The following is a 13,955-nucleotide window of genomic DNA, read 5'->3' on the forward strand; positions in this document are numbered from 1 at the left end:
TTAAACCCACAGAACGCCCCCGAATTCACCCGATGACCTACAGTGGCGACGCGAGAAGGTTGTAACGGATCGGGCATCTTTTCGACATCAATCCTGGAACGATTGGGACTCACAGTCGAGGATTGAGCCGTAATGACCGAATTGAGGCAGTTCAGGGACTCGTTAGCTCCCCTAGCTTGACCGGGTCCTGAGAATTCGCTCGACGGAGCCTTCGCGGTCTCTTCACTCGTTCTACACACAGACGGGACATGTGCGGTCACGCGCCCTGCGCCTGACGGCCCGGTTCCGGGGATGGCACATGCTCGCGTTTCTGCTCGAGATCAGAGAATGGTGGAATCACGGGAGTGTCTACCCGTTCGCCGTTTTCATGACGATGATCTGGTCACTCTGGGTGCTCCGCATCCTGCTGGCCCGCCGCTACAAGCCCTGGACCCGGACCTACAGCACCTCGACCTCCGTCATCATCCCGGTGGTCGACGAGCCGGAGGACCTGTTCAGGTCCGTTCTCCAGCGCATCATCGACCAGCAGCCGACGGAGATCATCGTCGTGATCAACGGTCGGCGGAACACCGAGCTCGAACGGATCTGCAACGACGTCGGCGTGATGTGGCTCTGGACCGAGATACCCGGCAAGCGCAATGCCCTGCGCGTCGGCCTGGAGCACGCCACGGGTGAGATCGCGGTGCTCGTCGACTCGGACACCATCTGGACCAAGGACACCCTCTCCGAGCTGCTCAAGCCGTTCCGCCACCGCAGGGTCGGCGGCGTCACCACCCGCCAGCGCATCCTGGACCCCAGCCGTTCCGTCCTGACCCGCTGGGCGGACTGGCTGGAGAGCGTCCGGTGCCAGTATTCGCTGCCCGCCATGAGCGTCGTGGGCACCGTCGGCTGCCTGCCCGGCCGCACCATCGCCTTCCGCAAGCACATACTCGACACGTGCATGGAGGACTTCCTCAGCGAGAAGTTCCTGGGAGTCTTCCTCGAAGTGAGCGACGACCGGACCCTGACGAACTACACGCTCAAGGCCGGCTACAAGTGCGTCTACCAGTCCACGTCTCTCGTGTACACGGACGCTCCCCTGGAACTGAAGAAGCTGGCGAAGCAGCAGTACCGCTGGGCGCGCGGTTCGCAGTACAACACGATGCGCATGTTCTGGTGGATGCTCCGGCACGCCAAGATCCTGTGGCTCTTCTACATGGCGGACATCCTCGTCCCGTTCGTCCTGCTCGGCACGTTCGCGTCGTGGGGCGTCTCCGCCTTCCAGCGGGACAAGCCCGGTATCTACAATGAGTTGCCGCTGCCCGAGGTGCACTGGCACGCACTGCTCTTCATCCTGGCCCTCGCGGCCGTCATGTCCGTCCTCTCCATGGCGGTCAGGTTCGGCAGGCACTTCGCGTACCGCCCTCAGGACATGCTCTTCCTCCCGGTCTTTATGCTGATCAACACGTTCCTCCTGCTGCCCGTACGACTGCTGGGGTTCTTCCGCATGGCACACAACGCGAGCTGGGGCACGCGCGCCGACAGCTTCGCCGGTGAGAGCGCCCGCAGCCCCCTGGTCGTCATTCCCTACCTCCTCGGCGGAGCCCTGCTGTTCGGATCGGTGATGATGAGTGTCTAGGGCCAGGGCCAGGGCCAACAGTCGGCGCCGCAAGCCCCTGCGCTGGTGGAACCGCGGTACCGGCGTCCGGCTCCGGCTGTGGATGGCCTTCAACCTGGTGCTGCTCTGCGGGCTCAGCTACGGCGTCTACCTGCTGGTGCAGTCCAACGCGACCCCGGCCTTCGCGGGTTTCGGACAGCAGGAGAACAGGCCGGGCATCACCGAGCGGCTCAAGCCGGGCTCGACCGTCAAGCCGATACCCGGTCGCGCGGACTTCCTCGCGCCGCAGGGCAAGCACTTCGGCGTCAGCACCTTCGAAGCACCGTGGTCCACCGCAGAGATCGACAAGGTGGCCACCGCAGCCGGCACCCGCCCCACCATGGTCGAGTACTTCGTCAAGTGGACGGAGGACTTCAAGCCAGAGGCGGTCGACGCCTCCTACCGGCAGGGCATGCTGCCCGTACTCTCCTGGGAGCCCTGGGCGGGCCCCAAGGCAGGGCTGGACCAGCCCGCGTACTCCCTCGCGTCCATCGCGGCGGGTGAGCACGATGCGTACATCAGTCGTTTCGCCAAGGGCGTCGGTGCACACAAGTGGCCCATCGCCCTGCGCTTCGCCCATGAGATGAACGGCAACTGGTATCCCTGGTCCGAGCAGCGCAGCGGCAACAAACCGGGCGACTACGTCAAGGCGTGGCAGCACATCCACGGGCTCTTCAAGGCCGCCGGAGCCGAGAACGTCATCTGGGTGTGGAGTCCGAACATCCTGCGCCCCGTACCGAAGGTGGGCCTTCAGGCCCTGTACCCCGGCAAGGAGTACGTCGACTGGGTCGGACTGGTCGGCTACGCGGCAGAAGAGAAGAGTGCGGCCCAGGTGTTCGACCCCACCCTGGAAGCCCTGCGCGAGTTCGCCGCCCACCCGGTGCTCATCACCGAGACAGGTGCCCGGCCGGGTCCCCTCAAGGCACCCTGGACCGCGGACTTCTTCACCTGGCTCAACAAGGAGCCCGACGTCATCGGGTTCATCTGGTTCGAGCGCAGTGAGAACGAAGGCGGCGGCGCCGACTGGCGCTTCACCATCGACGCGGCGACGACCGAGTCCTTCAGGACGGGACTCAGCGCAACCGACCTCGTGTCGACCGTCGGACGGTCCGGCTGACTCTCCCCGGAGAAGTCGCTCCGGGGCCGACGACCACGCTGAAGAGGCCCGCACCGGGAACCGTCCCCGGACACCGCCCGGGCGAGGCGGAGAGATCCAGCTGACCGGCGCATGGCGCCGCGCGCCGGGTCCGCCGGTGGCGGATCCGGCGGCGGACCCGGCGAGGGCTCAGCCCGACGGAATCGGCTCGCCGCCCGGAGCGTCCGCAAGCTCCAGGCCGGCGAGCCCCCCGCGGAAGGCGTTCTGCGTCTCGGCGGTCTCCGCGAACCGCCAGTCCTGCTTGCCCCCCTGCTCGGTGCTCCGTTCGAACCACACGAAGCCGATCACGTCGGGACGCCCCCGCACCCAGGTGAAGAAGTCCGCGATCCACAGGGCTTTGTCGTCGCCGGGCCGAGCACCGGTCTCGGCGATCAGGACGGGCCTCCGGGTGAACGCCTGCATCTCCTTGAGAGCCGGTTCGAAGACGTCCGCGGCCCGCGTCTCGTGCTTGCTGTAACCGCTCAGGCCGATGATGTCGACGTACTTGTCGCCGGGGTACAGCGGCTGCAGGCGGACCTTCTCCACCGTGCGCAGAATGTTCGGGCTCCACTGCCAGGCCACGTTGCGCACGCCGGCCTCGGTGAAGATGTCGTGGACGTGGCGCCAGGCCTCCACGTACTCGCCGGCGCTGTTCCCGTTGCGCCGCTCCGCCCACGGGAACCACGTGCCGTTCATCTCGTGCGCGAACCGCAGCACCAATGGCCGACCGTGTGCCTTCACGTCTTGGGCGAAGCGCCTGATGTAGGCGTCGTGGCGGCCGCTCGAAATCTCCGCCAGCGCGTACTCCGGCTGCTCGGTCCCGGCCGCCGCCGAGCCCCAGGGCTCCCACGTCAGCAGCGGGACGGCGCCTTGCTGGTAGGTCGCGTCGACGGCGTCCGGGCGGTAGTCCTCGGTCCACTTCGCGAAGTACTCCAGCAGGTTCGGCCGCACACCCGCCCGCTGCGCCACCATGTCCGTCTCCTGCGGCGACCACGGCGTCTTGAGCGTGCTGACTCCGAAGTACTTGCCCCGCCCCGGGATCAGCCGCTCGGCAGCCGGAGAGACGGCCGGCGCTGTGGGGGCGGGAGGGGCCGCGCTCTGCTCCGCAGGACTTTCTGCGGCCGAGCTCTCTGCCGACCGCTCGGGAGCTCCCGCGCCGGAACAGCCCGTCAGTACCGCCGACAGGGCCAGCAGCACCGCGGGAAACGCCCGGCGACCCGACCGGACGGCCGCGGGGCCGGCGAAGGCGGTTCTATGACAGGTAGACACACGCGAAACCTACCTGGTGGGCGCAGAACTCCGACTGCCGAGCCCACCGCCCACCCCGACAGCACCGAGGCGCCGGGTTCCGGTGCTGCGGTGCCGGTCGCGGGACAGCCTGGAGTCCATGGCAACCAGCGCCAGATCCGGCCCCCGACGCCCACATCGGGGGCCCTCCACACACATCACGCAGCACGTCACCGCGACCGGGCTGTTAGGCCAAGCGGCTCGCTGCCATGACGGCCGACCACGGGCGCCATGGCAGTGGCCCCCAGGCCCGGCGTCGGCTCTCAGGTCGCCAGGGGGAAGCCGGTGAAGCCGTCCTCGTTCTGGTAGACGAGGTAAACGTTCTGCGAGGCCAGCAGGTCCTTCACGTCCTTGCTCGGCTCGCTGGGCAGCAGTACAGCCGCCCTCAGTCGCTCCGGGTTGGGAAGGTGCCTGCGGTAGTCGGCCAGCTGGCCGATCGCCATGCGGATGTTGGTGCGGGTGGTCAGTCCCTTGGCTTCGTACAGCACGTGATCGGTCATGTCGTACAGGTCCGGGGTGAGGGCGCCCATCTCGCCGGCGATGGTGATCTGGAACGACTTGTGTACGTGGCCGGCGGCCTCGAGGTCCTTCTTGAACGCCTCCATCAGCAGGCCCTCGCGGCGCAGAACCGTGCGCGGCCCTCCGGGAACGTCAGCGATCGTCTCCGAGGTCGTGTGCTGCTCGGACTTCTTGTCCTTCACGCTGGTCTGCGCAGGGATCATAGGGACGGTGTCGACGTCTTCGACGTCGTTGCCTGCCGCCGGCTTGAGCCAGTCTTCTTCCCTCCAGGCCGGCGTCGACCCCGGAACCGGCCGCAGGCGAAACACCAGGGCGTTACGCATCTTGTGGTCCTGGCCCGGTCCTCGGCGGATCTCCACGGGGTTGATCGGGTCCACCATCATTTGCCCGATGTAGCGCTGGCGCATGGCTCCGCTACTTCCCGGCACCTTGCCGTGTGCGACGAACAGGTGCAGCTCGCGGCCGTCCTCGACGTGGTGGCGCAGGGACTTGTTGCGGCTCTTCATCTCCTGGTCACCGTTGGCGCCGTAGCCGGTGTACAGGTACAGCGGACCGTACTCATCGTCCTCGGCGCGGCCATCGAAGGTGTACCCATACTCCTCGCCCGCGGACGGGTCGGAGTAGACGAACACCTTCTTCGCCTCGTTGGCCGGCTCGATGCCTTGATACTTCCCACCGCCGAACGCTGCCACGACCTCATCACGCGTCGTGATCACCCCGGGCACAAGCTCAAACGTCGTCGTCATGAGCACGACCATAGGCAGCCCAACCGACATCCCGGCACCCCATTTCCGGGACTACGCAAACGGGCGGCCCCCCTCGTCAAAGACCGGGGCAGCTCTGTCCCCGCATCCACTCAAGACCTGGAGGTTTCCAGCAGCCCCTCCCCCAACTCCCAGCGAGACCGCGGTTGGCCCGTCTTCCCGCTCCGTACGGGATCGAAGGTCCCGCCCTCCACAGCGAGATCTGTTGCCCGCGCACCGGAGCCTGCTCCACAGGTCCTGCCGAGCCGGAGGCACGACCCGCCACGGACGCCGACCGGATCCGTACGGGGCGACCACTCAGCCTCGGATCACGGCCATCCCACTTCACGGGACGTCACAACACGCACTACCGGGTGACGACATGATCAGCCGCCGCTTACGCTCCCAGTGGAGAGCGCGTCCACGTGGCTGACGGCGGGCGGCGGGCGGCTATGGGGCACATGGACCGGCTGCTGCGCCGACGGCGGCCGAGCGCGTGAGGGACTGCCGTCACTTTTAGCCGTCAAAGGCCCCCAACCAAGATCGGTTGGGGGCCTTTTCGCTGGTGGGCGCGGACGGTTTCGAACCGCCGACATCTGCTTTGTAAGAGCAGCGCTCTACCCCTGAGCTACGCACCCGTGGATGAGTGGACAGCCTACATGGCGGGCGCACCCCCCACGCAAACCCGTTCCCGTGGGAGAGAATGGACCGGGGCATGGCGGACACGTACGGGAGAGGGACTGTGGCGACGGCATCCCGGCGGTGGTTCGGTGGGCGGGACGAGAGTCGGCGGGCGGATGCGCAGGCGGCCAAGGACGCCGCCGCGGCCGCGTTCTACGAGCTGGACACGGCGCAGCGGGATCTGCGGATCTCGATCGAGACCATCGCCGCGGCGGACGGGTCGCCCGCGGCGCGGCAGGCGACCGAGGAGTTCGCCGCGCTCGGGCAGCGCATCGACCAGGTCAGCCACGTCTACATCGACGCGGTCGACGCGCACGACCTGGACCGGGCGGAGTTGGAGGCCTCGGTGGCCACGCGTGCGCGGGAGGAGCTGACGCGCGCCCGGGATGAACTCGTGCGGGTCAAGGGGGAGCTGGACCGGTTCGCGCAGGGCCTGCAGCCGTTGCTGGACAAGGCCGAGACGCAGCTGGCGCGGGTCGCGCCGGCCCGGGAGCGGGCCAGGGCCGCGCTGATCGGGGCCAGTGACGCGCTGGACGCCGTACGGGCCGAGGGGATGCGGGCCGACGACCTGGCCGCGCGGCTGGCGGCGCTGGGGCCGGAGCTGACCAAGCTGAACCAGGGCGCGGCGCAGCACGGGGTGCAGGAGACGGTGCAGCGCGCCGACCGGATCCTGCGCGACGCGGAGGCCATACGGGCCGAGGCGGCTCGGCTGCCCGAGCGGGCGGCCGAGATCGACCGGCGGCTGGTGAGCCTGCGGACGCGGGCGCAGGCGTTGCGCAATCGGGCGGACCGGGTGGATCCGGTGCTGAGCGAGCTGCGGCGGCGGTTCAGCGCGGCCTGCTGGCAGGACCTCCAGCACGTGCCGGACGAGGCGGTACGGGACGTGTCGCGGGCCGAGGAGCAGCTGCGGGAGGCGGGCGTGGCCCGGGACGAGCAGCGCTGGGCGGACGTGGGGACGCTGATCGAGGCGGTCCGCGGTGCGCTGGACGCGACGGACGAGGCGGTGTCGGCCGCGCAGGACCGGCTGACGCGGCTGGAGGCGGTGGCGCGGGATCCGCAGGCGGAGGTGGAGCGGACCCGCTTCGCGATCCGGGACGCGCAGCGGCTGGCGATGGCGGGCCGCAGTGTGCCGGATCCGCGGCACGCGCGGCCGCTGGACGATGCGGTGGCGCGGGTGGGCCGGGCGTTGGAGGGGCTGGAGGAGCGGCACCCGGACTACTGGGCGTTCCTCCGGGAGATGGAGGCCGTACGGGCTTCCGTGAACCGGGTGGTGACCGGGATCCGGGAGGAGCTCGGCCACGGGTGAGTCGTCCGGGCCGTCGCAGCCCCGGCACCGGCCCATGCCCCTGCTCCTGCTCCTGCCCCTGCCCCGCTGCGTGCCCTCGCTGGTTGTCGTGGGGCGTCCGGCGACGGATGCTGGAGGGTACGGGACGGAGCAGAGGAGGCCTCCATGGCTGCCCATACCTTCCACAAGCCGCGTGCGTCCCAGGTACCCCCGGTGTCCCACGCGCCGTATGCGCCCCACGCGGCTTACGGGTGCACCGAGCCCCACGAGCACTACGCGCCCTACGTGGCGCACGAGCCGTACGAGCCCCGCGTGCCGCAGGACCCGCACCCGGTGGCGCGGCGGATGCAGCGCGCCCTGCATCCGGTCAATGCACGGCTCGACGACCATCTGCCCACCGATCACAAGCTCAGCCAGGTGTACCGGGTCGGGGCGGGGCTGACCGGTGTGCTGCTGGTGGTCTTCGGGATCCTGGGCCTGGTCGACCGGATCGGGTTCTTCGACACGGGCGGCGACACGGTGCTCGCGCTGAACACCAATGGTGCGCTGAGCGTCCTGTCGATCTGCATCGGAGGCCTGCTCATCGCCGGGATGGTGATCGGCGGGACTTTCGCCTCGACGCTGAACATCGTGCTGGGCGTGTTGTTCATCGCGAGCGGGTTCGTGAACCTCGCGCTGCTCGACACGGGGTTGAACTTCCTGGCCTTCAGGATCCAGAACGTGCTGTTCAGCTTCGTCGTCGGCGTGATGCTGATGTGGTTCGGGATGTACGGGCGGGTGGGCAGCGCGCTGCCGCACGACAATCCGTACTGGCGGGCACGCCACCCCGAGCAGGCCGCCCGGGAGGACCGGGCGCGTCTGGCGCAGGGACGGCTCGCGCGACCCGACACCGTCTAGGAAGCCCGACGAGGCCCGACGGCGTCCAGGGGTCCGGCTCCGTCCCCAGGGACCAGGGACCAGGGGTCCGACACCGTTCAGGGGTCCGACACCGTTCAGGGGTCCGACACCGTTCAGGGGTCCGACACCGTTCAGGAGCCGTTCGGGATGCGTAGCGCGCGGGCGGCGGGCGCGCTTAGCCTGTGCGCATGCCTCGTTACGAATTCCGCTGCCGGACCTGCGACGACACCTTTGAGGTCAGCCGCCCCATGGCCGAGTCCTCCGCCCCCGCCGACTGCCCGGCCGGTCACGCCGACACCGTCAAGCTGCTGTCCGCCGTCGCCGTGGGCGGGTCGAGCAGCGCCCCCGCGGCCGCGCGCCCCATGGGCGGAGCGGGCGGCGGGGGCTGCTGCGGAGGCGGCGGCTGCGGCTGACCCCCCGCCGCGGACCCTGCTCTACCGCTTGCGCGAGAGTGTCAGGCCGTCCGAGATCGCCAGCAGGACGGAGTCCATGCGCGGGTCCGCCGCGACGTGGTCGTTGAAGGCGCGCACGCCCGCCGCCGAGCCGGTGGCCGACTCGTCGAGGACCGTGCCGTGGTACAGCGTGTTGTCCGTGACGATCAGGCCGCCGGGGCGCAGCCGCGGGACGAGTTCCTCCCAGTAGGAGATCTGGCTCTCCTTGTCGGCGTCCACGTACGCCATGTCGATGTGGGGTTCGGCGGGCATCGCGCGCAGGGTCTCCAGGGCCGGCGCGATGCGCAGCTCGATGCGGTCGGCGACGCCGGCCTCCTCCCAGGCCTGCCTGCCGTACGCCGTCCACTCCTCGGAGACGTCGCAGGCGATGATGCGGCCGTCGGCGGGCAGCGCCTGGGCCATCGACAGGGCCGAGAAGCCGGTGAAGGTGCCGACCTCGACGATGTGGCGGGCGCCGGTCAGGCGGACGAGGAAGGCCAGCAGCGGCCCCTGCTCCTCCGCGGACTGCATCCCGGCGACGTCCGGGAACGTGGCGTAGGTCCTCGCCACCAGCCCCCGCTGAACGGAGTCCAGCGGGGGGTTGTGGTCGAGCATGTACTGGTACAGCTCGTCCGTGATCTTCGTGCTGTTGCCTTTGCTCATGCGTCCAGTCTGCCGAGCCGCCCGGCCTCGCGGGCGAATGCGCGCACTATTTCCTCGCCGGCCACGACGCCCGCCTCGGTGAGGGCGGTCACCGAGGGTGCCGTCCAGCGCGCGTCGGCCAGTTCGCCGTGGCCCGGGCGCCAGCCGGCGTCTGCCGCGAGCAGCAGGTCGGCGTCGAGGAGGGAGTCGCCGGCGGCCAGGGTCGTGGTCGATCCGGTCCGGCGGGCTACCTCGTGCATGGCCGCGCTCTTGGTGAGCGGGCGCGGCACGGCGTAGATCTTCCGGCCCTGGAGGGAGACCGTCCAGCCGCGGGCCGCGGCCCACTCGGTCAGGGACTTGAGCCACTCGTCGGGGACCAGGGCGCGTTCGACGACGAGGTACGCGAAGAGGTCCTCCGCGAGCCGCGCCTTGCGCAGCCACGCCGGGTCGGCGGTGGCCAGCAGGTGCTCGTGGACCTCCGCCAGCGGGGCGCACTCCTCGGCCAGACGGGCCGCGACCTGCCGCCGCCAGTCGCGGTCCGGCACACCGTCGACGAGGAGCTGCCCGCCGTTGGCGCAGATCGCGTACCGGGCCGGGCGGCCGGGGAAGCGGATGCGCTGGTACTGCTTGCGCGTGCGGGTGGTGGTGGGGACGAAGACGACGGACGGGTCCTCGGTGAGCTCCGCCAGCAGCGCCGCGGCCGTCTCCGTCATGTAGGACAGCGGCTTGCTCTCGTGGACCTCGACGCACAGCAGCCGGGGGGCCTCCGGGTCGGGCATGGTCAGACCGAGGGCGGCCGCCGAGTAGATGAGCGTACGGTCGAGGTCACTGGCTACGAGGACAGTCACTTGGAGGCCACAGCCTTTCCGTCGGCGCCGGTGGCGCCGCGCGTGAATCGGGGGTGGATGAGGCCGACGCAGGTGTAGGGCAGCCCGTCGACCTCTTCCACCGGGACGCCGCGCTGCTCGGCGAGCAGGCGTACGTGGTCCAGGTCGGCCCCGGCGCCGCGCTGCGCCAGGATCTTCCACGGCACCCGGCGCAGGAGTACGCGGGTGGTCTCGCCGACGCCGGGCTTGACGAGGTTCACGTCGTGGATGCCGTACTCCTCGCTGATCCGCTCGACCGCCGCCCAGCCCTCCCAGGTGGGGGTGCGGTCGGCAGCGAGGAGTTCCTTGACCTCCTCGTCGACTGCGTCCGCCACGTCGTCGAAGTGGGCGGCGACGGCGTCGACGAACTCGACGGAGACGTCGGCTCCGGCGAGCTCGCGGTAGAACTTCGCACCGTGGAAGTCGGCGGGCCCGACCAGGTCGGACCTCAGAACCGTACGCGAGATGAGTCCGGAGACGGTGGAATTGAGACAGGCGGAGGGGATCAGGAAGTCCTCCCGGGTGCCGTAGGTGGGCACGCAGGAGCCGGGGTCGGCGAGGACGACGATCTCCGGGTCGAAGCCGGGGAACTCCGCGAGGGCTTCCTTCAGCTCGCGGGTGATGGCGCCCTTGCCGGTCCAGCCGTCGACGAAGACGACGTCGGCGGGGTCGTGGTGGGCGGCCAGCCAGCGCAGGGCGTTGGCGTCGATGCCGCGGCCGCGCACGATGGAGACGGCGTAGTGCGGCAGGTCCAGGCCGTGCCGGGCACGGGCCCAGCGGCGCATCAGGACGCCGACCGGGGTGCCGGCGCGGGCCAGGGAGACCAGGACCGGGGAGGGGGAGCGTTCGGCGAGGACGGTCTCGGTGACCGTGCCGACGGCGCGGGCCACGCGGGCGGCGGAGGCGGTCAGCGCGCTGCGGTAGAGCTCCTGGTACTGGGGCGAGGGCTGGTACTCGACGGGCAGGGACTCGGCGTAGTGCGCACCGCCTGCCTGGATGGCCTCCTCGCGCTCCTCGGTCGGGGCTTCGAGCTGGACGCCGGAGAGGTCCTGGAGCAGCCAGCCGACGTCCTCGGGAGCGTAGGAGGAGAAGGCGGGGCCGCGCAGGGGCTCGGTCATGATCGGCTCCTGCCGGTGGTCGCGGGTGCCGGCGGGCGTGCCGGACGGTATGGAGGACGTGGACGCCTTGGGCGGTACGTAGGACGGGACGACGGCCAGTACGAGGCGGCCGGTGTGGGGCGCGAGGGCCGCGAGGAGTCCCGTGTGCAGTTCGGGGGTGTCGCCGGCCGAGTCCACGACGGCGACGACGGTGTCGAAGCCGGCGCCGTCCGCCGGGCGGGCGACGTTGTAGGCGTAGCGGTCGCCGGGGCCGTCGGCGGGGGTGTCGTGGGCCGGGAAGACGAGCCGGGTGCGGATGGCGTAGCCGGGGTCGTCCACGGCGAGCACCGGGGAGCGGGTGGTGGTGGAGAAGCGGACCTCGGCGGCCGCGCCCGTCTCCTCCAGCGCCTTGGCCAGGCGCAGCGGCGCGTACATCAGCTCCTCGTTGCCGAGGACGAGGACCCGGCCGGGCTCGCTGCCGAGGGCGGCCGTGAGCCGGGCGGCGAGGTCCGGCAGGGCGGCCTCCAGGCGCTGCCGGTGCGCGGGGGTGAAGCCGTGGCGGCCGCCGTCCGGGAGGCCGCGCGGCCACTGCAGGTCGACGCGCAGGACGGGCCGCGGGGAGCCTGTCGGCGCGGCCGCACCCGCCGCAGCCGCCGGGTCCAGCACGCCCACCGCAGCCGCCGCGTCCGCCGCAGCCGCTCCGGCCGTCCGCTCGTACTCCTCGACCAGCGCCTGTCCCTTGGCGAGGACGCCGTCCGGGAGGGAGACCGTGCCCGAGGCGAGGGCGATCAGGTCCACCCGGGCGCCCAGCTCGGCGGTGAAGGCCGTGAGCCGCTCGCGGTCGGCCGGGGAGCGCATGTCCACGAGGGCGACGACCACGTAGCGCGAGCGGGGGTGGCGGGCGTGCAGGTCGCGGATGGTGTTGAGGACCGTGTTGCCGGTGGAGAACTCGTCGTCGACGAGGACGAGCGGCCCGTCGCCGGCGAGCAGCGCCGGGTTCTCGGGCAGCAGCAGGTGGGAGGTGGCGTGGGAGTGCGCCTCCTCGAAGCCGCCGGCCGTCGCCACGCCCGGCACGGGCCGGCGGGTGGAGTGCAGGTACGGGGCGGAGCCCAGGCCGTCCGCGACGCAGTGGCCGAGCCCGGTGGCGGTCTCGGCGTAGCCGAGGACCACGGCGGTTGCCGCGGCCTCGTCGCCGAGCAGCGCCCGTACGCGGGTCCCGAGCCCGTACCCGGCGGCGTACACCGTGTGCGGGGACTGCGGGACGTGCTTGCCCAGCACCTGCGAGACGAGCAGGTGTGCCCGCTTGGGATTGCGCCGCAGGGCCAGGCCCAGCAGCTCCGTCAGCCGCGGGCTCAGCCTCGGACCCGGCCGCGGACCCCCTTCGGAGTCGTGCAGGCCGACGCCCAGCCGGTCCGCGACCCAGGTACCCGACCACACCTCGTCGATCGTCTTGCCCTTCCTCGTCGTCTGCTGTGCCACCGGACCGCTCACACCTGGAGCCCGGCCGTGAGCAGGTCGACGAAGCCGACCTGCTCGTTCGCCACGCCGAAGACCTCGGCGCGCAGCATGGTGCGCTCGGCCCAGGCCCGGTGGGGCTTCACTTCATTCATTTTGTTCGTATAAGCAGAACGCATCACTCCGCCGCCGCCGCGCTCGGGCCGCAGGATGTCCTGGGCGTCGCAGAACTCCTCGTGGGAGACCACCGACAGGGCGTGCACGGGCGTGACGTGGGCGGGGTGGATGCAGGTCTTGCCGAGCAGCCCGTTGGCCCGGTCGAGTTCGATCTCGCGCAGGAGACCGTCCAGGTCGTGCTCGATCAGCGCGGTGCGCAGTTCCTCGACGCCCTCCTCCAGGAAGGGGCTGCGGCGCAGCTGCGGCTTGAAGAGGCGCTGCTGGCTGCGGAAGTACTCCCAGACCGGGCCGGTCACGGTGAAGCCGGTGCCGTCCGCCCTGCTCAGGACGTTGACGACGTCCGCGATGACCCCGGCGACGATCTTGACGTCGTAGGCGGTCATGTCGGGGGTGCGGCGCAGCCCGTAGGCGGAGCAGAAGTCGGTCACGCCGAGGCGCAGCGCCAGGACCCGCTCGCGGTGGCTGTTGACCGTGCGGGAGATGCCGGCGAGGGCTTCGACCCGGGTTTCGAGGTGGAGGAGCTCCGGGGTCTCCAGGACGGGCATGGCATACAGCCTGTCCCGTCCGCTCGCGGCCTCCGCGGCGGCGACGGCTTCGAGGAAGGGGATTCCGCGCCGCTCGTCGAACTTGGGGAGTACGAATCCGGCCAGGTGCCGCACCGAGCGGCCCAGGCGCCGCGCCAGGTCCGGAATCTGCTCGGGCGTGCGGACGCGGATGAAGAGCAGCGGGAGCTCGGCGGTGTCCGCGGCCTCGCCGTCGAGGTCGGCGAACTGCCGGACGAGGTTCTCCTCGGCTCCCACGACATCGGCGTCGCTGATGGAATCCTCCAGGCAGAGAACCATGGAGACGACTCCGCGACCGGCCTGTTTGCGGATGTCCGCGGCCAGCGCGGGGCGCGTGGCGGGGCTGTAGAGGGTGGCACCGAGGGCCGCCGCGAGGACGCGTGCGGGCGAGGCGCCGGTGAATTCCGCCGGTTCCTGGTGGAAGAGGTCCTTACGGACCGTGGGCGATACGTGCCCAAAGTGACGCATGTGCTTCCCCCGTACTGCCTCGGCGGCCCAACTGGCATGGCCGGTAATAGTACGTACGAACGTGAGTCAAGAG

11 protein-coding genes and 1 tRNA gene are annotated in these 13,955 nt (G+C 70.5%); 5 read left to right on the top strand and 7 right to left on the bottom strand.

The features are described from left to right. The first annotated feature begins 373 nt into the window (after positions 1–373). Positions 374–1,618: a glycosyltransferase family 2 protein gene (locus E6U81_RS15425; protein ID WP_240803827.1), complete on the top strand. Its 1,245-nt coding sequence runs from the start codon at positions 374–376 to the stop codon at positions 1,616–1,618. Beyond that, positions 1,611–2,753 (top strand): glycosyl hydrolase, encoded by a 1,143-nt coding sequence (locus E6U81_RS15430; protein WP_240803828.1) that lies wholly within the window; start codon positions 1,611–1,613, stop codon positions 2,751–2,753. The genes E6U81_RS15425 and E6U81_RS15430 overlap by 8 nt, the downstream gene beginning before the upstream one ends. Before the next feature lie 168 nt (positions 2,754–2,921). On the opposite strand, the gene E6U81_RS15435 is transcribed toward E6U81_RS15430, so the two are convergent. The 3 genes from E6U81_RS15435 to E6U81_RS15445 all read right to left on the bottom strand — a co-directional run bounded on the left by E6U81_RS15435 (position 2,922) and on the right by E6U81_RS15445 (position 5,958). After that, on the bottom strand, positions 2,922–4,040 hold the full coding sequence (locus E6U81_RS15435; protein ID WP_240803829.1) for a glycosyl hydrolase: 1,119 nt from the start codon (positions 4,038–4,040) through the stop codon (positions 2,922–2,924). 281 nt (positions 4,041–4,321) lie between these two features. Next, a complete protein-coding gene (locus E6U81_RS15440) occupies positions 4,322–5,323 on the bottom strand; it encodes a hypothetical protein (RefSeq protein WP_136230663.1) in 1,002 nt (333 codons plus the stop codon). A 560-nt stretch (positions 5,324–5,883) separates the two neighbouring features. After that, positions 5,884–5,958: transfer RNA gene (locus tag E6U81_RS15445), tRNA-Val, on the bottom strand. Positions 5,959–6,023: 65 nt separating this feature from the next. Between E6U81_RS15445 and E6U81_RS15450 the strand changes: the two genes are divergently transcribed. From E6U81_RS15450 to E6U81_RS15460, 3 genes are all read left to right on the top strand, one after another. Then, positions 6,024–7,307, top strand: coding sequence for a hypothetical protein (locus E6U81_RS15450; protein ID WP_136230664.1), 1,284 nt, complete (start codon positions 6,024–6,026; stop codon positions 7,305–7,307). Positions 7,308–7,631: 324 nt separating this feature from the next. After that, positions 7,632–8,183, top strand: coding sequence for a DUF4383 domain-containing protein (locus E6U81_RS15455; protein ID WP_136230816.1), 552 nt, complete (start codon positions 7,632–7,634; stop codon positions 8,181–8,183). A 188-nt stretch (positions 8,184–8,371) separates the two neighbouring features. Then, on the top strand, positions 8,372–8,596 hold the full coding sequence (locus tag E6U81_RS15460; protein WP_031145967.1) for a zinc ribbon domain-containing protein: 225 nt from the start codon (positions 8,372–8,374) through the stop codon (positions 8,594–8,596). A gap of 21 nt (positions 8,597–8,617) precedes the next feature. Here E6U81_RS15460 and E6U81_RS15465 read toward each other — a convergent pair whose 3' ends face one another. Genes E6U81_RS15465 through E6U81_RS15480 form a run of 4 tightly spaced genes read right to left on the bottom strand, consistent with a single transcriptional unit; the run spans position 8,618 to position 13,882 of the window. Beyond that, positions 8,618–9,277: an O-methyltransferase gene (locus tag E6U81_RS15465; protein WP_136230665.1), complete on the bottom strand. Its 660-nt coding sequence runs from the start codon at positions 9,275–9,277 to the stop codon at positions 8,618–8,620. Further along, positions 9,274–10,104, bottom strand: a complete 831-nt coding sequence (locus tag E6U81_RS15470; protein ID WP_136230666.1) for an HAD family hydrolase — start codon at positions 10,102–10,104, stop codon at positions 9,274–9,276. Before E6U81_RS15470 ends, E6U81_RS15465 begins: the two co-directional genes overlap by 4 nt. Continuing rightward, complete coding sequence (locus tag E6U81_RS15475) at positions 10,101–12,698, bottom strand: phosphoribosyltransferase (RefSeq protein ID WP_240803830.1); 2,598 nt, start codon at positions 12,696–12,698, stop codon at positions 10,101–10,103. The genes E6U81_RS15470 and E6U81_RS15475 overlap by 4 nt, the downstream gene beginning before the upstream one ends. Before the next feature lie 8 nt (positions 12,699–12,706). After that, entirely contained in the window at positions 12,707–13,882 is a 1,176-nt protein-coding gene (locus E6U81_RS15480) for an HpcH/HpaI aldolase/citrate lyase family protein (RefSeq protein ID WP_136230667.1), read from the bottom strand. Positions 13,883–13,955 lie beyond the last annotated feature (73 nt).

This window comes from Streptomyces sp. A0592, from assembly GCF_004795115.1.
GTDB classification, from domain to species: Bacteria; Actinomycetota; Actinomycetes; order Streptomycetales; family Streptomycetaceae; genus Streptomyces; species Streptomyces erythrochromogenes.